This window comes from Brevibacillus parabrevis (genome assembly GCF_003710905.1).
Lineage (GTDB): Bacteria > Bacillota > Bacilli > Brevibacillales > Brevibacillaceae > Brevibacillus > Brevibacillus parabrevis.
In genome coordinates, this window is the sequence record NZ_RHHV01000007.1 from 115,715 (window position 1) to 138,944 (window position 23,230).

The window sequence follows — 23,230 nt, forward strand, 5'->3', positions numbered from 1 at the left end:
CGGCTGCTGTTGCAAGCGATTTGATCCTGAATAAAAAAACGCCGGCCGACACCAGAAGATTCCGGTGCAGCCAGCGTCTTTTGCCTGCCGTATGCAGGATGATGAATGGAACGAGAGGCTAGTGCATGCCCACGTTACGCGACTTCGATCGTGTCCAAGGCGTGCCCAGGTACGACAAAGCCCAACGGTCCAGACCGTACCAGCCAGCGACTTTCCAAGCGAGAACGAGCCATGTGGCAAAAACAAACAGCATCGGGTTGGTGCTGACTGTCCCTGCGAACAGGAAGCTGACGTTCATCAATCCGCCGAAGAAAGCGGCAATTCCGGTAAGCAAGCCGAGAATGAGTCCGAGACCAACCAGTACCTCGCCGTAAGCGACCATGAAAGCGAACAGCTTGGCATTTGGCAAAACGGCGCTTTCCAAAAACCAGCCGTACCAGGAGGTGACGTCTTTTCCTTCCGCTGCTTTCGCGAGCGAGCCTTTGACGAAGCCCTCGATGGCAGCTCCAGCTTTGTCTCCTGTCCAGGAGTCGGTATGGATTTTTTTCCAGCCTGCTGTCAGCCAAGTGTAGCCGACATACACGCGGATGATCAGCCAGATCCATGCCGAACGGGTGCTGGTGAACAAAAATTGTGACACGGGATTTTCAGGAATGATGATTTCGTTGTTGCTTGGTGGACGCATGTGTACGTGCCCTCCTTATAAAAATAGAATGGATATCCTGTGATGGATATTGATTCCAGGTGATTTTAACACAAGGAACGATTTGATGCAGTGGTTTAGGGCATAAGTTCATACGGTGTTCATTGACACTATTGGCACGATGTTAACCTTAGTTCGATTGTCATGTGTTCGGATGGACATAAAAAGCGCAAAAAGGTAAGAAGACATAGTTTTTGCAAAATAAAGTCATCGGGAAGAAATATTGACAAGTTAAGATATGGTAAATTATGTTGAGTTTTGTTGAAAAATACGGAGACTATTGGAGCATACTTATGAAACGAAATTTTGTGTCTTTTCAAATGAAACTCAGCGTTATGATCTCGCTGTTTACGATGCTGGTCGCGATTGTGCTGTCGCTGATCGACTATTCGCAGCTCAAGGCCACGATCCTTTCGGAAAAAGCGGTGCAGTATCAGCTAGTCGAGGATCGGATCATTCATGCCGTCAAAAACGTCGATCTCGTGTACGGCGTGTTCGAGCAAGACATGGAGGAGCGGATGAAGGGCGCACTGGAAAAGCTGGCGAAAAACTATCAGGCCAACTCGGCGCTTTCGGCGTGGGACTATGCGGCTTTGCGCGAGCAGTACGGAATGGACTTTTTCGTCATTGATCGAAACATCAAAGTAGTGCAGTCCAGTGTCGCCTCTGACGTGGGGCTCGATTTTAGCCAATCGGGAGCTTTCGCGGAGGTGTTGAAAAAACGAATCGACGGAAGCGAGTTTTCCGCCGACGGAATGGAAGTGTCCGTCAACAGCGGGCAGATCAAAAAGTTCGCCTATCTCCCAACCGGCGATCACAAATATTTGCTGGAAGCGAGCATGAATTTGCAGGACAGCGACTTGTTCCAGACGTTCAACTTTCTCGATGTCTCGAAGGAGATCGCAGGCAAATACAGCATTGTGAAAGAAATCACCGTTTACTCGCACGATGGCTACGCGCTCGGCAAAAAAGGGGAGGACGGCAAAGCTTTGCGCATCGCGCAGCGGTTTGCGCCAACTTTTGAAGCGGCGTTCTCCACGCAGACGATCAAGGAATTTCACGAGAGTACGGGAGAGGACGACCAAACATACCGCTACATCCCATACAAGCTGGATGAGAGCGCCAACGACCTGAGCCGTTCCCGTGTAGTGGAAATCGTCTACAACAATACGGAGCGCAACGAAGTGCTCGCCAACAGTCTCCGGTCTGCGCTATTGAAAATGGCGGCAGCGGTGGCAGGAGCGCTGATCTTGTCGTTTGTGCTCAGCCGCTTGATTACCGGACCGCTCGATCACATGCGCAAGATGATTGCGCAAACAGCCGAGTTCGACTTGCGCGAGCAGATCGTGGCGAAGGAGCAGGTGACGGAGGATGAGATCAGCCTGATGGCGAAGTCGATTTTGGTCATGCGCGAGCAATTGCGGGAAGTGGCGAGCAAGCTTGCGACCGTCTCTCATGTGGTAGCGGAAAATGCGCAAAGCGTGCAGCAATCCACAGTGGCCGTCAGCGAGCAATCGAGCGGAACGGCGGAGGCGACTGCTGTCTTGCTGTCGCATATGCAAGAGACAATGGCTTCGACGGAAGAAATGAACGCTACTCTTACTGATATTCAGCATGTCGTTCACGCAGTCACTTTGCGCACGACCGAAGCAGCGGCTACCTCTCAGGACGTAAGCCAGCGAGCCGATGTGTTGAAGGAAAATGCCGTTGCGGCGCAAGTATCGGCAGCCGAGTTGTATCAAAGCGTGAAGCAGCAAACGGAGCAGGCGATTGTGCAGTCGACCGAATCGATGGGACAAATCAATTTGTTGGCAGAAGCGATTTTGCATATTTCCGAGCAGACGAATTTGCTCGCCTTGAACGCCGCGATTGAAGCGGCGCGTGCCGGGGAAAGCGGAAGAGGCTTCTCCGTCGTGGCTGATGAAATACGCAAGCTGGCGACACAGTCGTCTGCGGTCGTCATCGATATTCAGCGAATTATCGCCATCGTGCGCGAATCCGTGAACAATCTCGCAGAAAACTCTTCCAGCGTGCTGGAGTTTATCGACAGCAAAGTCCGCCCGGATTACGGCAAGCTGATTCACATGTCAGAGCAATACAACAGCGACGCACATCATTTCAACACATTGCTGACGGATTTCAGCGCTTCGTTCGAAGAATTAAATTCGTCGATTGCCAGTGTGGTCGCGATTGTGGAGCAAGTGACAAGCTCCATGGGCCAAAGCGCATACAGCGTGGAAGCGATCACCGAGCAGGCGCAAATTATCGCGCACAACAACCAGAAAATCGCGACCATCTCCGAACGCAATGCGGAATTGACGCATTCGATGGAAGAGATCGTCCAGCGCTTTCGCCTGTAAGTGAACAAAGTCATGAGCGTGAACATGCCCCCTTCGTACCGAGAGCGAAGGGGGCATTGCTTTGCCTTTACAGGACAGCTTTCAGTTTATCCGGGTTGCGAACGAAGTACAGGCGGTGAATTTTTTCTGCCTTGCTGTGCAGGAAAACGACTGTATCTACTGCGTCATTTTGCCGGATGACGAGTGCCGTTTGGCCGTTCAGCGAAGCAAGCCCTACTTCGTACGGAGAGCCTTGTGCGGCGAAGCGCATCAAGCCAAGCAAGAACTCCGCGACACGTTTGCCAGACACGACCGGACGTATGGCAGCGAATACTTTTCCACCGCCATCCGAGAGCAGTTCAGCATCTGCGGACAAGAGCGTGAGTAAAGCGTTGACATTGCCGTGTTCCAGCGCATGCAGAAAACGGCCGATCCATTCTTCGCCGATTTCTTTTTCGTGCGCGTGAAGCTGTTCGTCTGCATCCAAACCGAGCTTGGCTTTGCAGCGGCTGATGATTTTCCGGCAATTGGCCTGGCTTTTTCCGACAAGCTGGGCAATCTCGTCGTAGTCGAAGGCAAAAGCTTCGCGCAGGACGAAGACCGCACGCTCGACCGGAGACAAGCGTTCGAGCAGCACGAGCATGGCGTACGACAACAAATCTTTGGTGATGACCGATTCGTAGCTGTCCGCTCCGGGAGTAGGGATCGGTTCGGGCAGCCATGGCCCCGTGTACAGCTCCCGCCTGTGGCGTGCCGATTTCAACAGATCGAGGCAGCGGTTTGTCGTCATTTTGCACAGGTAGGCTTTTGGCTCTGCGATTTGTTCCAGCTCGACATCGTACGCTTTCAAAAAGACATCCTGTACGATATCTTCCGCATCTGTGGCCGAGCCTGTGAGCTGGTAGGCGAGACGAAACAGCAATCCTTTGTATTGCTGATAAAGGGTCTCCATCGCATGTTCACTTCCTCTGGCGTCTAGTGTCAGCATCGTTTTTTCCTTATTTTATCATGCTGGCAATATTCCACGTGAACTGACGCAGCTTCCAGCCCAATTTCCCTGTCAAAATGATGTCCACGCCCCATTGGCGCGTCCAGACGATCGCCCGCTCCGGCCCCAATCCGACGCAGTAGAAATCCATGCAACTTTTATGAACGGGAGACTGCGTTCCATCCAGATCAGCGAGGATAATTTTGCTCAACCGGGCGGCTTGCCTGCTCGCTTCCTTGCACGTCATCCGGTCCGCCTGGCCGCTTGCCGGGTCGACGATGCGAGCGCAATCGCCAATGCTGTAGACGAAAGGGGCGCCAGCGACCCGATACGATTCATCCACGACAAGCTGGCCGTGTGTGGTGAGCGGCAACCCCATCTGGCGCAGCGCCGGGTTCGGCAGCAGACCGAGCGCCCAGATGCACAGACCGACAGCAAGCGTGCGGCCCGTGGACAGACTCAGCTTGCCGTCCTGCTCGCGAATGGCTTTTGTCCCGTGCAAAACCGTGACTCCGCCGTCCAGCAAAGCTTGTTCCAGCTTGCGCGCCATTTTCACAGGTCCTTCCGTGAAGAGGCGATTTTGCGCATTGAGCAAGTAGACAGTGACTTCATGGGGAGCGATGCCGAGGTGTTGCGCTTCCTGCCGCATGGAAAAAGCAAGCTCGGAAGCTGTCTCGATGCCGCTGATGCCCGCTCCTGCGACAGCGATTGTCAAAAGCCGCTGTCTTTCTTCGGGGCGCTTTTCCAAAACGGCCAGCCGCATATTTTGCTGCCAGGTGTTGCGAATCGTCTCGGCGGCTGCCACATCAGACAAGGCGATTCCGCCCTGCTCCGGCTCTGCTCGGCGGGCGACGCTGCCTACCGCGAGGACGAGCACGTCATACGCAAGCGACAGTTCTTTTCCGCCTTTATCTACATAATGGATCATCTTGGCGCTTCCCTGGACAGAAACGACCGTACCTTGCAAAAATTCAACGCCTGCGGGGAAGATGGTTTTCAACGGGATGGCAATATCGGTTTGGGAGACAGCTGGCTTGAACAGCAAAACTTTGCGCAGATGGTAAGGCTCCTTGTCGATCAGGACGATGTGTGCAGGACGTCCTTTCCATGTGTCCTGGATTGCTTTAACGGCATTGATTCCGGCATAGCCGCCACCGACTACGACTACAGTCATTTCTTTCATGGAGATCAGCTCCTCGCTGCGATTTGACCATATAACGAGGCGGGGTCAATTTTTGTGACGCAGCAATCAGAAGTTTTTTTCGGAAAAGGGCGATTCGGCGAAAAAGTTTGTGCTTCAAACAAGTTTTGATAGAATGAAAGAGTCGTGGAAAGGATTTCCTGACTTTCTAGCGAGGAGCCTTTTGGCGAACAGAGAGACAGCGATGTTTTTGGGAGGATGGAAAGAATGGCATACAAGGTGTATACACAAGCAGAACGTCCTGATTTGAACGATCAGATGGCCGAAGTGCTCGCTGCCAGCTGGTCTACCTTCATGCTGCATGACGAAGTGGCCGACCAGCACTACGATCGGCTGGAAGAGTGGTTTGCTTCTTTTCAATATTTGTTGACCGATGAAAACGACAAGGTAATGGCCGTGGGCAACTCGATTCCTTTTTACTGGGACGGCACGCTGGAAGGAATGCCGAAGGGCTGGGGAGACGTCTTCCTGCGCGGGATTGAAGGACACGCCCAAGGCCAGAAGCCAAACACATTGTCGGCGCTTTCGATTTCAATCGACCCTGCGCATCGCGGTCTTGGACTGAGTCGTCACATGGTGGCGGCGATGAAAGACATTGCGAAGCAAAACGGGCTGGAATATATGGTGGCGCCTGTTCGCCCATCGCTCAAGCACAAGTATCCGTTGACCCCGATGGAAAACTACATCGAATGGAAGACGGAAGAGGGCGCTCCTTTTGATCCGTGGGTTCGCACGCATTGGAAGATGGGGGCGAAAATCATGAAAGTGGCGTCGGAATCCATGTCGATCGTGGGAAGCATTGCCAACTGGGAGGAATGGACAGGCTTGAAGTTCCCTGAGTCCGGCACGTATATCATTCCGGACGCGCTTGTCCCTGTGCGGATGGATGTGGAGAAAAACGAGGCCAAGTACGTAGAGCCGAATATTTGGATGCAGCATTTTCTGTAAGCGCGCACAGGCTGTTGCATTGCGAGGAATTGCCAGATCAGATTTGTGTAAAGGAGAGCCGCTTTGTCGAGGCTCTTCTTTTTTGGGTACTTTTTGGCTCCGGACTTGCGCCTTTTGGTATTTTGTCGTGTTTGTTCTATATATTTTTTATTTTACGCCAAAGGAATATATTCCCATTTTTCTAGTCGTGTTATATTATAAAAAATATAAAAGATAAAAATTTTTTAGGGGGATCTCAATGCTCACCGAAGAAATTGGAGAATTGCTCCTTGCCTATCGACAGCGGGAAAATATATCGTTAAGCGAGCTTGCAGAACGAACGGGTATTAGCAAAACAGCACTTTCCAGAATGGAGTCAGGAGCAACCAAGCGGCCAGGTTTTTCCCAGTGGAAGAAGATCGCAAGTGCTCTGAAAATTCCGTATGTCGATGTTATCTCCGTCTATTTAAGTACAACCGAAAGACCTGCATCGATTCAGTTGTTGTTGAACGAAGCTATTTCGCTTAACAGCCAGGCTCTCGTGCGCAAAGCGGCTCAGAAGCTGCTCGACACACCGAAAATGGATACTTTTCTTGCGCTGGACTACCTTCATCAACTGGCAAAAGAAACAGAGGACTCATCGACTAAATTGGCCTTGCATGAGGTGATGATCGAGTTTACGAGAAAACGCGGCATCCCTTTCTATCTGGCGAAGAATCTCTACGCGCGTTATTTGCTCGAACGGGATGATTTTTCCCGCTTTGAAGAAACTTTTCAGCGAGGAATGGAATTGTTGCACTATATCGACCTGCTGCAACCGTTAGAGCGCATCGACTACTATTACCGGATGGGCGTCCACGCTTATATTTTGGATTATTACAGCGAAAGCATTGAACTGTGCGGAAAGGCGTTGATGGAAGACAGGACAAACGACAGCAGGCAAAAAGCTTCAGCGTTAATCTCTGTCGTGAACGCTTATTTGCGCCTTGGATATTTGATTTTGGCTGAGCAATATTTGGAATTATACGAAAAAAGTGAATATGCGGATTTCCGAAAGAAGCATTTGCGGGCGCTGCTGCATGCGAAAAAAGGAGAATACGACCAAGCGATTGCGCTGTATAACGAGTGCTTGCATGAAGCAAAGCCGTCTGAGCGCATTACGATTGCCAGCGATCTATTGGACGTATACTTCGAAACGGAACAAAATGGTGCGATTCAAGAGCTGATCGCTACTGAAGACACCTTTTTGTCGGTGGACACCCATCCTAACCGAATTAAACATGCAGCCAGATACTTTAAACGAAAAGGCATTTGCTTGATCTCAATGGAGCTGGAGGAGGAAGGGATCGACAGTCTCACACAAAGTATTGCATTTTATCGACAAATTGGAGCGGCGGCAAAGATGGTTGAGGGATTTGAGACGATTTTTAAGTACCATCTAGCAAATAGAAAGGATGTATCTTTCGAGACCGTGGAAAATATCGCGGAAATTTTCCGTGCTAGTTTAGTAAAAGAATAGGGAGGTAGAGTGCCATGAAAAAATGGTTGCCTGGATTCGCTGCTTTCATTTTTCTCTTCACCATTACCCAAATACAATACATGCCGCAGCATGCTGATCCTGATTGGGTGAAATTTGTCATCACATTCGCGGACCCCGATTGGTAAAAATAACTGTTTGCCAAGCGCTGCAAAAGCCTCTTTTTTCAGAAACAAACAAAGAAACAGCCGAAAAAAACGAGCCGTAGAATCACTTCTATGACTCGTTTTTCATTTGGAGAAACCAGTTTCCGAACGGTTGCGAGAAAACTACACCCGCTCAACCGGAGAAGTCAGGCAAGTAGGGCCGCCCGTGCCTTTATACGAGATTTCATGACCCTCGTACTCGTACACCGTAGCGCCCGCTTTTTGCAGCAGCTCTTTTGTGATCGGATTGCCCGCTACGACCATGCACAGGCGAGGGGCGAGCGCGAGGACGTTGCTGCCCAGGTTATCGTATTCGTTGTCGGGAACTTCAATCAGTTCAATGCCTCTGTCGATGAGCAGCTGACGGAAGAAAACAGGCATCAGCTTGGAATAGACGACGGCGAGATCGTGGTCAACCATGCTGATAATCGACATCAGGTGCAGGCACTCCGCCGGGCCGCGGTCGTATGGCAGCGGAACGACGATGATTTCTTCCGTGAAATCTTTGACCATCTCCGTAATTTGCGCGATCGCCGCCTGGTTGGTGCGGAAGCCTAGCCCGATGGCGAGCGTTTTTTCGTCCAGCCAGACGAGGTCGCCACCGTCGGAGCGGGCATCGCCTGTCAACTGTCCGAGAATCGGAATGTTGTTTGCTTGCAAAAAGTCTTTGTATACTTCTGCTTCACCCTGGCGCAGCTCTTTGCCGGATTTGAGGATGATCGCCCCTTTGGACGTGAACTTCACCGGATCATGGGCGTAGATGGAATCGAGTCCGGTTTTGTCCGATTGCGGGAGATGCAGGACGTTTTCCACATGCTCTTGCAAAATGGCTTCGAACTTCTCGTACTCGTGCAAAGCTTTGTCCCAATCAGGACGGTCTGTATAGTTAAAGGTTTTCCACGATTCTTCGAGGTGGGCCTGGCTGATAAAAGCTTCACGGGGATGCTTGATGATGACTGTCTTCATCTTTTTGACCATGGATTGGCTGCCTTGGAACATAGTTGCCTCCCTTTATTCCGTATTATGGAATATTGTTCATATTTCGAAAAATCACTCTAAGTGTACACATTCTGATTTTGGACTGTCAATCGCTATTCCGCGCCAGATGCGGGGATTTGTGTAAAATTTTTTGCGATTCACAAAATTGTAGCAAGTAGTTTAAGATATGAGATAGACGAGAACATAGAAAAAGGGGAAATGACAGTGATTCAATCGTTTGATCGGGCGATGGCGATTGCGACGGCACTTGCGTCGGACGAGCATAGAAAGTGGTGGACCATCAACGATTTGGCGAAAGAATGCCAGCTTCCGGTGAGTACGACTTATCGCCTCCTGTACACTTTGATGAATCACGATTTGGTGGAGCACGATGCGGCGACGAAGCAGTACACGTTGGGAATCAGGTGGATGGAGTTTGGACTTCGCGTCCTGGATCGGATCGATTATCGCAAAGTGATCAAACCGATGATTGAGGAGCTGGCCAGAGAAGTCGAGGAAAGCGTTTATTTCAGCCAGCCGAGCGGTTTGGAGTCGATCGTGGTCGATCGAGTGGACAGCCAGCACAATATTCGCATCTACGATCAGCTTGGCTTGCGCATCCCGATGCACATCGGTGCAGCGAACAAGGTCGTTTTGGCGCACATGCCAGAGGAGGAAGCGAGGCAGACCGTGCTTCAGCTCGTCGGCGAGGAGGAGACGCCTGCATTTATGGAGAAGCTGGCCCAGATTCGCAAGGCTGGTTACGCGGTGAGTTTTGCGGAACGGACAGAGAATACAGCTTCTGTTGCCTCTCCGATTTTTGATTATACGCAAAAAGTAATCGGTGCTCTCAGCATCGGAATCGTCACCTTTGATTTGAAAGAAGAGCGGTTGAACTATTTGATCGAGCGCGTGCAGGATGCTGCCCACAAAACATCGCAGCGGCTGGGGAGCATATAATTTTTCTTCGGTCCATATAATGGAAAATTTTCTGCGATATGAAAATAGCAACGTCTTTTTCAAGGCCGTCAGCTCGGGAAATCGGGAAACGGCCTTTCTTGATCGGCGAACTTGTATAATTGCTTCCAAAACTTTACATAGTAAAATGAAGAAAGGCATAGAGCAGGGGGCACAAGTGGGTGGAGCTGTTCAGTGAAAGCTTGATCGTGATCGGGCGGGTTTGCTCGATTTTGCCGCTATTGTTGATTGTGACGCTATTCATGGGAAAACGCTCGATTGGCGAGCTGCCTGTTTTTGATTTTATGGTGATCATCACGTTAGGCTCTGTGGCAGGGGCCGATATCGCCGAACCGAACGTCCACCATATCCCCATAGCTGTAGCGATTGTGACATTGGGCGTGCTGCAACGAATCGTGTCGCAATGGTCGGTCGTTTCCAGGCGCTTTGGAAAAATGGTCACGTTTGAGCCGACGGTTGTTTATTACAACGGCGAGTTTCTCGTCGATCAGCTGAAAAAAATCCGCTATTCCCTCGACAACGTGCTGCAAATGCTGCGGGAAAAAGATATTTTCGATCTCGCCGAGATTGATATGGCGATTATCGAGGCCAACGGGCGTTTGACGGTCTTGAAAAAATCGGCACAGCAGACCGTGACGAGACAAGATTTGCAAATCAAGACGGCTTCGACAGGCATTTCCTTGCCTGTGATTATCGAGGGGAAAATATGCGCAGAAGTGTTGACCTATCGCGAGCGGGATGAAAACTGGCTTTTGCAGGAGCTACATAAAAGCGGCGTCGCGGTTGAGCAAGTATTTTTAGCTACATTGAACCGGCAAAACGATTTGCTGTTTTTTGAAAAACATCCGAAGAACGAGCAACAAGTGCCGCCCGTTCATCATTAGGGGGAGGGGTAAGGCTCGCTGCGGGTACAGCCGGGATACGTGTGAAAACGGGTCATGTGATGGTGAAAAAATCAACGCTATGACCCCAGCAATTAAACAGGTACTGACATTGCTCATTCAAGTGGCTTCCGCCATACTCACTTCTTCCCGTCTCCCCATAGTTTAGGTAGGTTCAGTGTGTATTATATTGATCCAAAATATCGCGTATGGCTGCATCAATCTTCTGAGAAGTTACGGCGGTTTACAAATGAGGATTTCGATCTTTCGTAGAAACACGAGCGTATCCTATCTTCACCTTGTTACTCCCTTCGACATTCTATTGCAAAGAGTATATCAATGAATTGAAATGTTTCAAAAAAAGCACACTTTATGACATGTTGAGAGAAGCAGATTTCCAATGTGTCATAAAGTGTGCTTTTTGACAGGTAGCTCAAAGCAAATTGTGGTACCTGAGTGCTAAGTAGCGCTGTATAGGAATATATTTACAAAAAATCAAAATATCGTAAAATAAAAGAAGTTATACGTTTCTTGTGTATATGACTAAGGAGGAGTTCTTTTCGTATGGGAACAAGCAAAGCGATGCTAAAGTCAATTCGTTCTGAAATTCATAGCAACATGAGAGAGAACGGATATACACTTAGCAAACTCAGTGAACTAAGCGGTGTTAATCCAGGTCATCTGAGTGAGATTTTAAATAGCAATCCGCCGCGTGCCATTACGATTGGCCAACTTGACGCAATGGCAATGGTTTTTGGTCAACCTCCTGGATGGTTGTATGAGTTGTACCCGGAAGAATGTATCTCCGAAGATAGAATCTCGCGGCCGCGTTTGGTACCTTATTTGGTTCGATGCGCTGAGCTTGGGCGGCAGGATTGCATTGAAGCGGTTGTCTCCAAATTACTAGAGAAGCCCAAAAGTGTTTCCATTCTCTTCACTGTGGCAGAGGAATTATTTCAAAATGGGAAAAAAGCTTCGTCTGTCCCCTTTTATCAGTTCGTGATTGAAACGGAAAAAGATAGTCATTCTGAATTATTTGTGATCAGCCAATATCGCTTATTTCGTGCGGTACAAGGGGCAAATGCCGAAGATAACTGGAAAGCAATCATACGGTTTGAACCCTACAGGAACAGATTATCTGAAAATCTTCAATTGGATGCGTTGCTACAGCTAGCGAATGCGTGCTACACGTTGCAGAAATGGAAAGATGTTGAGAAATATGCAGACGAATTACGAACTCTAGCTATTGCAGTTTATCAGGATCAGCTACGCAAGAAAGACATCGGTAAAACCGAGGAAAGATTAGATACGGAACGTCATCTAGTCGTATATTATGGGCAAAGTTCCTTGCTAAAAGGAATCGCTCTAACTATGCAAGAAGAATATGAGGAAGCAGAAAAGCATGTGCACGAATATACGGATCTTAGCTGGTTTGAACTGTTGGATGAGATAGGATATAAAGAAGTAAAGAAATTCAATGTCTGGGGAAGGGCCAATTTATATGGACTTGGCTTAAAAAAGGGAAACCTGAATCTCCTATCAGAGTATGTTGATTTCTTAACGGAACATCCAAATGAGATTCTTCCCGGCATGTTGACCATCATTGAAGCAGCTAATCAGCATGGTTTTTGTATAGATGAGCTGCTAGATCATTTTTCTGCTCATCTATCCAGCTTCCATGATCATCAGAACCCAATTAATTTGAGTCAGAATTTTCACTTTTGGGATCAAAAGTCCGAATATGACTTTAGAAAAGGACGCACCTCACAAGCGATAGATGAGTTACTGCTATGCTTAGATTTCTCTGACAAAATGGCCTATTATCATGGCTTCAAACGTTGTATCACAAAGTTTTGGAAACACTTGCCCCATGCATCAAACGAGCAAAAAGATCGCTATCAAGCCATTTTAGAAGGGAGAGTGTGAGTATGAAAAGATTTTTTGTTTTATTAGCTGTGATTGTAAGTATTGGGTTGTTTTCCAATGTTGCCCAGGCTTCTAAAGAAAGCGAATCGCTATCCATTTCTACTATTTCATCTTCTACAATTATTCAATATCATCACGGCGTAGGAGGCTAAAAAGCGTTTTGATAAAGGATTTGAAAAAGCATCCCAAACAAAAAGGGGTGCTTTTTTCCTGTTTTTCTATCAACGGTTTTTTTAGGATAACATTGTATAGTTGTAATTGTATTTTATGTTAAAAAAAGGAAGGTGATAATTATAGGAGCTATTGCCTATAAAAAGGGCGTCCCACCCATTCGCCAGGTTCAAGGAACGCCCACAGGAGGAGCAGTTACAGCTCCTATAAGTAAATGTACCACGCCACCTTTAGATCGGGAAGGAGGAACTTGTCACGATATCATTCAATTGAAAAACATGGTGGAACAATTGCGCGAACAGCTGGTTCAATTGTATTTAGAGAAGAATGATTTGTTGGATGATAAAGTCGTGGAATTAAGCCAGCAGTTGGATCAGTACATTCTGGTAATTCAATCAAAAATGATGCAAAAAAGTGTGATTTAATAGTCTAGGGGTCCGGCCAAACGGGGATTCTTCCCTTAACGTGGTTTTTTAATGAAGAATTCTCTCTACACAATAAAAATCCATACTTTTGAATAAAAGGTTACTACAGGACAATTTTTGTACGCTGAAGATTCGAAAGTTTATTTATTTCAAGGAGATGAGCTTGTTTGAAAAAGGTTTTAAAAAAGTCACTAACACTTGTGTGCCTAGCATCCACCTTAGTGACTGGACAAGCGATGGCAGCAGAAACTTTGTTTACTAATAGTTCCTCAACCAATAAAGAGTACGATCGTAGCGAAGCAAAAAAATATGCTGAAAAGTATGCTGAGCGACCAGGAAACAAAAATTACGCAAATTACGGAAGCAACGGCGATGGCGGCGATTGCACAAACTTTGTCTCTCAGGTATTACATGAAGGTGGAGGTCTGGGGTTTCATGGGAAGATTGGTTACAATAGGAATGAAAAGGATTGGTACTATTACGGTCCACATGTTCCTAAAAATACGAATGATAAAAAATCACGCACATCATCTTGGACCGGCGCTCATCAATTTCGGGAGCATTGGGCTGTAGTGAATGGCTCTGGAGGGGAATTTGCTTATCAAGCTAAAAAGTACTCAGTTCAGGATGCACAAGAGAATTTTGATGATATTTATCAAGATTTAAATACTGGTGATATTGTTCAATATGTCGATGAAAACGGAAGGACAGTACACTCACAAGTCGTACACAAGTTCAAAGATGGTGATGTATATATGGCGCAACATTCTGTTAATGATGAAGATTATTATTGGGGAACAGATTTGCGGTTAAGCGAATGGCTTGATTATGGTGGTGCGTATGTAATTACCATAGAGATAAAAAAATAAGGACAGATTTTTGTCAATTGGAGATGATTTTATGCGTAAGCTGAATAAGTTGCTAGTAGTAACTTTGTCTGCTGCAGCTTCCCTGAGTTTAGGCATCATCGGGGTTGACGCATATGCCGATAAACAACAACGTCTAGCCCAAATGGAGAAGGAATTCAAAGAACAAGAAGAAATCTTGGATAAGAAGTATACTGACAAACAGGAAAAAAAGGTAAAAGATTTATCGTGGGAAGTTGGTAAACTGAAAAAAGAGCTACATCCCGAAGATCCTGAAGAAGTTTTAAAAAGGAAACTGAGCGCCTTCAAACAAATGACGCTCATTCATGAAAACTCTTATAAGGGCGAAAATGTTGAAGAGGTGGATTTCAATGATCCAAAAGTTATCAAGGTTTTGGAAGCGATCGAGAAAAGAAAACAACTCATTGAACGAATGGAAAATGAGCTTTCGGGAAATGCGAAATTGACAACTGGTAAGTCTGCACAAGAATTACTTGACGAATTCGAGCAAGAAAAAATGGAATTAAGTGACACAACTAAGGACACAAGAGAATAAAGGGGTATTACGAATCAAAGGGGGTGTCTCAAAGTCAATTTTTCGGCTTTAGAGATACCCTTTTAAATTTCAAACACCTTGGTAAATCATGTTTCTGATTTTTCGATGTTAGCGAATTCTCCCCTGTTGATCGCTTGACAGAACGGTTTGGTCAGGCGGCCTTTTTTATGTAATATTTCCCTTTTTCGTCTGACTATTTGGCGGAGAAAAAATGTAGTCGGGGGGCGCGTCACTGGTCGCCATCCGGGAGAAAGACAGGGCGATCGCTTTGTACGAGAAAACGGGCTTTGCTATCTGTGACCAGTCGATTTTTCCGGAACAAAACGGTCATGATCGTTTTGTTGACCGCAAGCGGTACTCGTCCGCGATGAGAACAAACAAGTAATCGGCTATGCCTTGTACAGACGGATTTTTGAAAACGGAAAACAAACGACAGCCTTGCTGTTTCAGTGTGAGGCAAGGCCGGAACGGGCCGACCGGGAGGCGATTGTCAGAAGTGCTCTTGCCCATGTCTTTTCGCCATGGGACAAGGAGCTGTATCGCCTCACGGTCAATTTGCCAGCTTCCAACGAAATGACCATCCGTATTTTGCAAAGGGCGGGTTTTGACGTGATGGCCAAGCAAGTATTCATGACCAGGTCGCTCGTTTAAGCCCAGATCACTCGACTGACGGCTAGGGTTGCGCGTGATACGGAAACGTGATCGTGAATTTGGTTCCGACTTTTGGCTTGCTGGACACGCTTACCGACCCGCCGAACGCGTGGATGACGTGATAGGAGTACGTAAGCCCGAGACCGGTTCCGCTTGTTTTCGTCGAGAAATAAATGGACCCGAGGCGTTTGATCTGGCCTTCGTCCATCCCGATGCCGTTGTCTTTGATGATCAGCATGGCGTTGCTTTTCTCAATGAACAGCGAGAGGGACACTTTGCCGTTGACCGTCTCCTCACAAGCTTCGATCGCATTTTTGATGAAGTTGACCAAGACTTGTTTGAACTCGTCGGGATTGGCCAGGATCGTGACAGGCTTTTCATAAGCTTGCAGCTCCAGCTCGACATTGTGCATATTGGCAAAAGGCAGCATGACTTCCCGCACGACGTAAAGCTGGTCGCATACGTTGATTAGCTCGGTGCGCTCCTTGAGCGGCTTGGACAAAGCGAGATACTCGGTCAGGATCGCTTCCGTCCGCTGGATTTCGTCCATGCTGATGCGGATGTACTGATCGGTTTTCGTAATATTTTCAGGATTTTCCTGGATCAGGCGCAAAAATCCTTTGACCGCTGTGAGCGGATTTCTCACCTCGTGAGCAAGCGATGCGGCGACATGGCTCATCGTTTCGATTTTTTCATTTTGGGCGTGTCGAATAAACAGTTCTTTGTCGGATACGCACTTGCTAAATAGCGACAACAAAAGCCAAATTCCGACAAAGTTTTGAACGGGGATCACGAACAAGTAGTAGGCAGGATGATGGGATACATAGGTGGGAAAGTATAGATAGGTCAACCCCAAAGCTACCAGGGAAAAGAGCGCGCCCGTCAAAAAAATATACAGTGTTTTCCGATAACTGGCTTTGTAACGCCGATACATCAGGAGGGAGATGGAAAAGGTGACAACCAGGGCAAGCAGCGCGAGCCAGATGCCTTCACCACCCAAATAATAGCGGTATAGCGCGGACTCGATCAGCAAGACCAGCGCGATCCGCACTCCCCCATAGACTAGGGCAAAAAATACGATGATGTGCCTGATATCGAAAATCACGCCTTCCGAGACGCTGGTCGCGAAGGTCATGGCCAGAAACATGCAAATCGAGCTGGTCACAAGAATGAAAGCGCGGCTGTAATTGCGCATTCGGTCGCGGTAATAAATATTGAACAGGACAAATGGCGTCAGAGCAAAAAACATCTGCAAAATTACTTCTTTTAGTAGAATCATCGGACATCCCCATCGCAAATTTGCATGGCTGCTTCAATCTACGATATTTCGACAAGAGCCTACACGATTCCTCCAAAATTTGGACGCAGCGGCGGAATAAATTTAAAGGAGAAAAGTTTTAAAAACCTAGTTGACAGATGGGTAAAACACGGATTATAGTCTCTATATACTAATACAAAGGTTTCGAAAATAATAACTACTCTTATCCAGAGAAGGCTGAGGGAATGGCCCTATGACGCCCGGCAACCTAGCTGGCAAGATCAATGTCTTGCGAGCCAAGGTGCTAACTCCAACAGGTAGCGATACCTGACAGATAAGAGGCGCGAATCTTGTCGATCAAGCCTCTTTCATCTGTTGAAAGAGGCTTTTCCTTTTGGAAAGGGAAGGTCGTCGCCTCCTCAGCTTGCAGCACAACAAGGAACAAAGAAAAAGGGGGATTTTTCGATGAAAAAGAAACTGGGCCTTATCACATCACTCGTACTGGCAGTATCGGTGGCCTTGACCGCGTGCGGCGGCGGAGCCGATACGAAAAACACGGCGGCAAACGGCGCTTCCGGCGAAAAAGCGAAGCGGATTGCCCTGATCATGCGCCAAAATGTAGGAACGTTTTCGGCTCAATACATTAACGGTGTGAAGCAGGAAGTCGAGAAAAACGGCGGAGAGCTGACAGTATTCAACGCAGATACGGATTTGTCGAAAATGGCGTCGAATCTTGACGCTGCGGTCAACCAAAACTTCGACGGCATCCTGATCGACCACGGTACAGCGGAAGCGTTGCAACAAGGTACGCAAAAAGCTGTCGACAAAAAAATCCCGGTCGTTCTGTTCGACACAGACATCAAGCTGCCTGGCGTGCCGATTGTCGAGCAAGACGACAACAAGCTGGCAGAGCTGAGCTTGGAAAAGCTGGCGGCAGATTCCGGCGGCAAAGGCAACATCGTGAAAATTTGGGTGGCAGGCTTTGCCCCGATGGAAAAACGTCAGGTGACTTATGAAGCGTTCCTGAAAAAATATCCGGATATCAAGGAAGTCGCCGCTTTCGGTTCCGCGACAAACAACACAGCGCTGGATACCCAAGCACAGATGGAAGCCATCCTGAAAAAATATCCGAACAAAGGCGACATCACGGCTGTATGGGCATCTTGGGATGAATTTGCCAAAGGGGCAACCCGTGCGATCTTGCAAGCAGGCCGCACAGAAATCAAAGTATACGGCATCGACCTGAGTGATGAAGACCTGCAACTGATCCAGGAAGCAAATTCGCCATGGGCAGCGACTGCAGCCGTAGATCCATCGAACATCGGACGCACTCACGCAGCGGCTATTTTCCAAAAAATCAAAGGCGAGCAAGTGCCAGACAGCGTGAAGCTGAATCCGGTGCTGGTGAAACAAGAAGATTTGCCTAAGGACAAAAAAGTGACAATGGGCGACTTGTCCCAGTACGTGAAAGAGTGGGGCAAGTAAGCATATAGAGCTGGTTGATTTGGCTATTCCCGTTGATCAGTCAACGGGAATCTTGCTTATTTAAGGGGGGGGCGAAAAGTGTCCAGCTTGCAGATGAAAGGGATTGTGAAGCAGTTCTCCGGCGTTCCTGCGCTGCGTTCGGTCGATTTTGAGGTCAAGGCTGGCGAGGTTCATGCGCTTTTAGGGGCGAATGGGGCGGGGAAAAGTACCTTGATGAAAATTTTGACGGGCGCGTATCAGTCTGACGGGGGGAGCATCACGATTGAGGGCAAAGAGGTGTCGATTCAATCGCCCCAGGATGCGAAAGCTTTAGGCATCCAGTGCGTGTACCAGGAAGTGGATACGGCGCTGATCCCGTACTTGAGCGTGACGGAAAACATTTTGCTCGATCAGATTGTCTCGGCAGGCCGCAAAGGATTCATGAACTGGCCGAGCTTGCACAAGGAAGCCGAAAGCATTTTGCAGAGCTTCGGCTTTTCCATCCCTGTGCGCATGCTCGTCGAGGAATGTACGCTGTCCGAAAAGCAACTGATCCTGATTGCCCGCGCGACCGTGCAAAAAGCGAAGTACGTCATTTTTGACGAACCGACAGCTCCGTTGAGCACGAAGGAGAGCGAGCGGCTGTTTCTCATCATTGACCAGTTGAAAAAAGCGGGTGTCGGGATCATCTACATTTCCCATCGCCTGCCGGAAATTTTTGAGATATGCGACCGAATCACGATTATGCGGGACGGTCAACTGATCGTGACGAACGATACGTCCCACACGACGATGGATGAGGTCATCGGCAACATGCTGGGCAAAAGCTTCGAGGAAGAGTTCCCGAAAGTCGAAGTGCCTGTAGGAGGGGTGCTTCTGGAAGCTGCGGGAGTGGTTGGCGGCAAGGTTCGCCGCGCCGATTTGAGCGTTCGCGAAGGCGAGATTGTCGGGATTGTCGGGCTGGTTGGAGCCGGGAAGACGGAACTGGCGAGACTTTTGTTCGGAGCGGATACCGCCGAGGCGGGACAAGTCAGGCTGAACGGCAAAGAGGTGCGGCTGCGGTCGCCAAAGGACGCTGTTGATGCGGGAATCGTCCTCGTACCGGAAGAGCGGCGCAAAGAAGGCATTTTTGTCGAGGAATCTGTCCAGAACAACTTGTCTGTCTCCGCTTTGGAGAAGTGGTCGCGGCTCGGATTTGTCCGCAGAGGGGCAGAAGCGAAGCAGGCGAGGGAGCTGGTGAGCCGTCTGGGCGTAAAGACGGCAGACATCACACAGCTGGTTGGCTACCTCAGCGGAGGAAACCAGCAAAAAGTCGCGATTGGCAAATGGCTGGATACGGATGCGCAAGTGTTCATGTTCGACGAGCCGACCAAAGGCGTCGACATCGGGGCGAAAAGCGATATTTACCGCCTGATTGGAAAGCTGGCGGAGCAGGGCAAGGGCGTTCTCTACTTTTCTTGCGAGTTTGCCGAAGTATTGGGCATTGCCGACCGGATTTTGGTCATGTTTGAAGGGAAAATCGTCAAGGAGCTGAGCCGCGCGGACGCGACACAGGAGACGATGATGTATTATGCCAGCGGGGGTGAGTAAGGTGGAAGGTAAAAAATTCAGCTTGTTTGATTTTATTTACAAATACGGTACAGTCGCAGTAATTGTGATCGTCATGCTGTTGTTCAGTCTGACCAATCCGTATTTCTTCACGTACGACAACATCACGGACATTTTGCGTTCCATCTCGATCGTAACGTTCGTCGCGATTGGCGTTACGTTTTCACTGATTGTCGGAGGCTTCGACTTGTCTGTCGGTTCGACGGTGTCGTTGACCACAGTCGTTTCGGCTTCCATGATGGTCTGGTACGAGCAGGGCGTGTTTGCCACTTTGGTCGTCCCGATCGCGCTCAGTCTGATTGTCGGATTGGTCAACGCTTTTCTGGTCGTCAAAATCCGCATTCCCGATCTGCTGGCGACACTGGCGATGCTGTACATCGTCAACGGACTTCATATGACTTATTCAAAAGGCTACTCGATTTACGCCAACATGCCGTTGGAAGATGGTTCGATGGCTCCGGGAAAATTCCAGGAATGGTTCCTCTGGCTCGGACAAGGCAAAATTTTATCCCTGCCTGTTCCCGTCATTTTGACCTTTTTATTGGTCGCGGTCACACACGTCTATTTGGCGTATACTCGCCAAGGGCGGATGCTGTACATGACGGGCGGCAATCTGGAAGCGGCGCGTCTCTCCGGCATTCCCGTGAATCGCTATCGCACGCTCGCTTATGTGTTGTCTGCCCTGTTCGCCGGACTGGGCGGGATGCTTTTGGCAGCGCGGATCGGTACGGGCCAGGTGAGCAGCGGCGGCTCGATGCTGATGGATGCAGTGGCGGCCGCGTTTGTCGGCTTCTCCGTTTTCGGCGCGGGCAAGCCGAACGTATTCGGTACGTTCGTCGGCGCGATTTTGATCGGGGTGTTGCTGAACGGCATGACGATGCTGAACGTGCCGTATTACGCCTACGATATTATTAAAGGAACGGTACTGGCGCTTGCTCTTGCGGTGACGTACTATCAGTTGCGCAGGAAAAGAAAAGCGTAAAACATGGCTGTACAGGCAAGGCAGGGAGCTGCGGGAATGCAGGCATCCTGCCTTTTTCTTTTCAATAAAATGGAAAATGTTTCACATGCAGCATCCCTCCGCTATAATACTCTGGGGGGATATAAGTGATCCATTATAAGACGTACATACGCGGAGATGCCTATGAATGGGTAACCTTCGTCCACGGGGCGGGCGGCAGCTCATCCATCTGGTATAAACAGATCAAAGCTTACAAAGAGCATTTCAATATTCTCCTCGTCGATTTGCGCGGTCACGGCAAGTCGAAGCAGCATATGGGGAAGCCCAGGGCTACATACACGTTTGAAGACATCAGCAAAGATATCATTGAGGTGCTGAAGCACGAGAACATTGCTTCCACTCATTTCGTAGCGGTGTCGCTGGGCACGATCATCGTCCAGATCATCGCCGAGCTTGCGCCGCAAAAAATACGCTCGATGGTTTTGGCGGGAGCCGTGACGAAGCTGAACTTGCGCTCGCAAATCTTGATTGCGCTGGGCAATCTCGTCAAGCATATCGTTCCGTACATGTGGCTGTACAAGCTGTTTGCCTGGGTGATCATGCCGCGGGAACGCCATCGCGAATCCCGCTCCTTATTTGTCAGAGAAGCGAAAAAGCTTTGTCAAAAGGAGTTCAAGCGCTGGTTCAGGCTGACGTACGGAATCAATGCGTTTCTCGCGGGGCTGCTGACGAAAGAGCCTGCGATTCCCGCGCTGTTTATCATGGGAGATGAGGACTATATGTTTTTGCCCTCGGTCCAGTCGTGTGTAAGCCGCAGAAGGCACGCCCAGCTTTGCATGCTGGATAATTGCGGCCACGTCGTCAATGTGGATCAGCCGGAAGAGTTCAATCGTGTCTCGATCGGATTTATCAGGCAGCAGGCAGGGGGAGGACAGTACGTGGTCAGTCCGGCCTAGCGCGCCTGGCTTGCCGTTTGGTTCAAGCCTTTGGCATTTGCGATTTGCGCGGAAGTGTGTTCCAATAAATGGGAGCAGAGCTGGAAATAAATTTTGGCCATATATTTTAATGAAGGGGGAAATGACATGTCGATTCAAAATGAGCACGATTTGCTCGCTTTGCAACGGATCGGGAGAATCGTGGCAGAAGCGAGAGAAGCGATGCTGCAGGCCGTTCGGGCGGGGATCACGACAAAAGAGCTGGACCGGATTGGCGGCGATATTTTGGCGAAGTACGGCGCGCGCTCCGCACCCCAGGTGACGTACGACTTCCCCGGGCAGACGTGCATCAGCGTGAATCATGTCGTGGCGCACGGGATTCCCGATGGAACGGTATTGAAGGAAGGCGACATCGTCAATGTCGACGTTTCCGCAGAGCTGGAAGGTTACTTTGCGGATACAGGCGCTTCGGTTGTCGTGGGACAGGGAGAACCTGTGAAGCAGGCGCTGTGCAAATGCGCAGAGGAGTCGCTGTACAAGGCGCTGGATTCGGCCAGGGCTGGCTCCAAGTTGAGCCAGATCGGGCGCATCGTCCACAATGAAGCGAAGGCAAAAGGATTTACGGTCGTCAAAAACCTCACAGGCCACGGCATCGGCAAAAGCTTGCACGAGGAGCCGACGGACATCCTGAACTACTACGACAAATGGGACAAACGGCTGCTGACGGACGGGCTTGTGCTCGCTGTCGAAACGTTTATTTCCACAGGAGCCGAGTATGTGCAGGACGGGAAGGACGGCTGGGCTTTGGTGACGCCGGACAGAAGCTACACCGCCCAGTACGAGCACACCGTCGTCATAACGCGCGGCAAGCCGATTATTTTGACGGCTTGAGCGTTTTTCCGCACCGCGCGCGGTGATTTTGCGAGCGTGAACAAAGAGAGGAGGCCCTATTGCGCTGATAGGGTCTTTTTTGTGTGAAAAACGTCTCGACGTTTTTTATGAAATGGGATGTGAGCGCTTACGGTCAACGAAACGGTCATGACCGTTTTGCTTTGGGAGAAAAATTGCGAGAATGAGCAAGAATAACTTGCAGAATAGCCAAAGATTGTATATTCTTTGTATAAGAATATATGTTCGTATTTGCTGGGAGGTTCCTTTTGATGAATCGATGTGGCTGGGTGAATCAGGACCCGTTGTATTTGGATTATCACGATCATGAGTGGGGAGTGCCTGTCTACGATGACCGGCTGCTCTTTGAATATTTGAATCTGGAAGGCGCGCAGGCGGGGCTGAGCTGGTACACGATCCTGAAAAAGCGGGAGAACTACCGCCGGGCTTTTGACAACTTCGAAGCGGCAAAGATTGTGCAGTACGACGAGGACAAGATCGAGCAGCTTTTGCAGGATGAGGGCATCGTGCGGAACAAGCTGAAAGTCAGGGGCGTCGTCAAAAATGCTCACGCCTTTCTCAAGGTCGTGGAGGAGTTCGGCTCCTTTTCCAGCTACATCTGGTCGTTTGTTGGCGGCAAGCCGATTCACAACCACTTTCAGGAGCTAAAAGATGTGCCTGCCTCCACCGAGATCAGCGACAAGCTGAGCAAGGATTTGAAAAAGCGCGGGTTTACGTTTGTCGGTTCGACGATCTGCTATGCGTTCATGCAAGCAGTAGGGATGGTAAATGACCACGTGAAGACGTGCGATCTGTATCAAAAAGACTAAAGCACAGGCAATG

The 23,230-nt window shown here is 49.1% G+C and carries 23 protein-coding genes and 1 riboswitch; of the genes, 18 read left to right on the forward strand and 5 right to left on the reverse strand.

Going from position 1 to position 23,230, the window contains the following annotated elements:
• Window positions 1-118: 118 nt before the first annotated feature.
• The gene (locus EDM60_RS09425; RefSeq protein WP_122963751.1) at window positions 119-685 is read right to left on the reverse strand and encodes a DoxX family membrane protein; all 567 of its coding nucleotides are present in this window, start codon (window positions 683-685) and stop codon (window positions 119-121) included.
• A 311-nt stretch (window positions 686-996) separates the two neighbouring features.
• Between EDM60_RS09425 and EDM60_RS09430 the strand changes: the two genes are divergently transcribed.
• Window positions 997-3,063, forward strand: coding sequence for a methyl-accepting chemotaxis protein (locus EDM60_RS09430; protein ID WP_122963752.1), 2,067 nt, complete (start codon window positions 997-999; stop codon window positions 3,061-3,063).
• 67 nt (window positions 3,064-3,130) lie between these two features.
• Here EDM60_RS09430 and EDM60_RS09435 read toward each other — a convergent pair whose 3' ends face one another.
• Entirely contained in the window at window positions 3,131-3,994 is an 864-nt protein-coding gene (locus EDM60_RS09435; RefSeq protein WP_122963753.1) for an RNA polymerase sigma-70 factor, read from the reverse strand.
• Between the two features lie 46 nt (window positions 3,995-4,040).
• Window positions 4,041-5,213, reverse strand: a complete 1,173-nt coding sequence (locus EDM60_RS09440; protein WP_122963754.1) for an NAD(P)/FAD-dependent oxidoreductase — start codon at window positions 5,211-5,213, stop codon at window positions 4,041-4,043.
• Window positions 5,214-5,438: 225 nt separating this feature from the next.
• Here EDM60_RS09440 and EDM60_RS09445 point away from each other — a divergent pair, with 225 nt between their 5' ends.
• The 3 genes from EDM60_RS09445 (at window position 5,439) to EDM60_RS29380 (ending at window position 7,823) form a co-directional block, all read left to right on the forward strand.
• Window positions 5,439-6,179 (forward strand): GNAT family N-acetyltransferase, encoded by a 741-nt coding sequence (locus tag EDM60_RS09445; protein WP_122963755.1) that lies wholly within the window; start codon window positions 5,439-5,441, stop codon window positions 6,177-6,179.
• A gap of 238 nt (window positions 6,180-6,417) precedes the next feature.
• On the forward strand, window positions 6,418-7,677 hold the full coding sequence (locus EDM60_RS09450; protein WP_122963756.1) for a helix-turn-helix domain-containing protein: 1,260 nt from the start codon (window positions 6,418-6,420) through the stop codon (window positions 7,675-7,677).
• Window positions 7,678-7,691: 14 nt separating this feature from the next.
• Complete coding sequence (locus EDM60_RS29380) at window positions 7,692-7,823, forward strand: hypothetical protein (protein WP_267901842.1); 132 nt, start codon at window positions 7,692-7,694, stop codon at window positions 7,821-7,823.
• Window positions 7,824-7,964: 141 nt separating this feature from the next.
• Here the strand turns inward: EDM60_RS29380 and EDM60_RS09455 are convergent, their stop codons facing one another.
• On the reverse strand, window positions 7,965-8,840 hold the full coding sequence (locus tag EDM60_RS09455; RefSeq protein ID WP_063231733.1) for a dimethylarginine dimethylaminohydrolase family protein: 876 nt from the start codon (window positions 8,838-8,840) through the stop codon (window positions 7,965-7,967).
• A 204-nt stretch (window positions 8,841-9,044) separates the two neighbouring features.
• On the opposite strand from EDM60_RS09455, the gene EDM60_RS09460 reads away from it, so the two are divergent.
• The 8 genes from EDM60_RS09460 to EDM60_RS09490 all read left to right on the forward strand — a co-directional run bounded on the left by EDM60_RS09460 (window position 9,045) and on the right by EDM60_RS09490 (window position 15,273).
• On the forward strand, window positions 9,045-9,779 hold the full coding sequence (locus EDM60_RS09460; protein WP_122963757.1) for an IclR family transcriptional regulator: 735 nt from the start codon (window positions 9,045-9,047) through the stop codon (window positions 9,777-9,779).
• Between the two features lie 179 nt (window positions 9,780-9,958).
• Complete coding sequence (locus EDM60_RS09465) at window positions 9,959-10,681, forward strand: DUF421 domain-containing protein (RefSeq protein ID WP_122963758.1); 723 nt, start codon at window positions 9,959-9,961, stop codon at window positions 10,679-10,681.
• A 561-nt stretch (window positions 10,682-11,242) separates the two neighbouring features.
• Window positions 11,243-12,604 (forward strand): helix-turn-helix domain-containing protein, encoded by a 1,362-nt coding sequence (locus EDM60_RS09470; protein WP_122963759.1) that lies wholly within the window; start codon window positions 11,243-11,245, stop codon window positions 12,602-12,604.
• A 2-nt stretch (window positions 12,605-12,606) separates the two neighbouring features.
• Window positions 12,607-12,756, forward strand: coding sequence for a hypothetical protein (locus EDM60_RS28510; RefSeq protein ID WP_167470265.1), 150 nt, complete (start codon window positions 12,607-12,609; stop codon window positions 12,754-12,756).
• 132 nt (window positions 12,757-12,888) lie between these two features.
• On the forward strand, window positions 12,889-13,200 hold the full coding sequence (locus EDM60_RS09475) for an aspartyl-phosphate phosphatase Spo0E family protein (RefSeq protein ID WP_122963760.1): 312 nt from the start codon (window positions 12,889-12,891) through the stop codon (window positions 13,198-13,200).
• A gap of 167 nt (window positions 13,201-13,367) precedes the next feature.
• A complete protein-coding gene (locus tag EDM60_RS09480; RefSeq protein ID WP_122963761.1) occupies window positions 13,368-14,069 on the forward strand; it encodes an amidase domain-containing protein in 702 nt (233 codons plus the stop codon).
• Between the two features lie 31 nt (window positions 14,070-14,100).
• The gene (locus EDM60_RS09485) at window positions 14,101-14,622 is read left to right on the forward strand and encodes a hypothetical protein (protein ID WP_122963762.1); all 522 of its coding nucleotides are present in this window, start codon (window positions 14,101-14,103) and stop codon (window positions 14,620-14,622) included.
• Window positions 14,623-15,018: 396 nt separating this feature from the next.
• A complete protein-coding gene (locus EDM60_RS09490; protein ID WP_122963763.1) occupies window positions 15,019-15,273 on the forward strand; it encodes a hypothetical protein in 255 nt (84 codons plus the stop codon).
• A gap of 22 nt (window positions 15,274-15,295) precedes the next feature.
• Here the strand turns inward: EDM60_RS09490 and EDM60_RS09495 are convergent, their stop codons facing one another.
• Window positions 15,296-16,552 (reverse strand): ATP-binding protein, encoded by a 1,257-nt coding sequence (locus EDM60_RS09495; RefSeq protein ID WP_167470266.1) that lies wholly within the window; start codon window positions 16,550-16,552, stop codon window positions 15,296-15,298.
• A gap of 199 nt (window positions 16,553-16,751) precedes the next feature.
• Window positions 16,752-16,872: riboswitch (SAM riboswitch) on the forward strand.
• 124 nt (window positions 16,873-16,996) lie between these two features.
• Here EDM60_RS09495 and EDM60_RS09500 point away from each other — a divergent pair.
• The 6 genes from EDM60_RS09500 (at window position 16,997) to EDM60_RS09525 (ending at window position 23,217) form a co-directional block, all read left to right on the forward strand.
• Entirely contained in the window at window positions 16,997-18,016 is a 1,020-nt protein-coding gene (locus EDM60_RS09500) for a sugar ABC transporter substrate-binding protein (RefSeq protein ID WP_063231736.1), read from the forward strand.
• 78 nt (window positions 18,017-18,094) lie between these two features.
• Entirely contained in the window at window positions 18,095-19,585 is a 1,491-nt protein-coding gene (locus EDM60_RS09505; RefSeq protein WP_122963765.1) for a sugar ABC transporter ATP-binding protein, read from the forward strand.
• Window position 19,586: 1 nt separating this feature from the next.
• Window positions 19,587-20,585 (forward strand): ABC transporter permease, encoded by a 999-nt coding sequence (locus EDM60_RS09510; RefSeq protein WP_122963766.1) that lies wholly within the window; start codon window positions 19,587-19,589, stop codon window positions 20,583-20,585.
• Window positions 20,586-20,710: 125 nt separating this feature from the next.
• Window positions 20,711-21,520, forward strand: a complete 810-nt coding sequence (locus EDM60_RS09515) for an alpha/beta fold hydrolase (protein WP_122963767.1) — start codon at window positions 20,711-20,713, stop codon at window positions 21,518-21,520.
• Between the two features lie 126 nt (window positions 21,521-21,646).
• Window positions 21,647-22,390, forward strand: a complete 744-nt coding sequence (gene map, locus EDM60_RS09520) for a type I methionyl aminopeptidase (protein ID WP_122963768.1) — start codon at window positions 21,647-21,649, stop codon at window positions 22,388-22,390.
• A 269-nt stretch (window positions 22,391-22,659) separates the two neighbouring features.
• A complete protein-coding gene (locus EDM60_RS09525) occupies window positions 22,660-23,217 on the forward strand; it encodes a DNA-3-methyladenine glycosylase I (RefSeq protein ID WP_122963769.1) in 558 nt (185 codons plus the stop codon).
• Window positions 23,218-23,230: the final 13 nt, after the last annotated feature.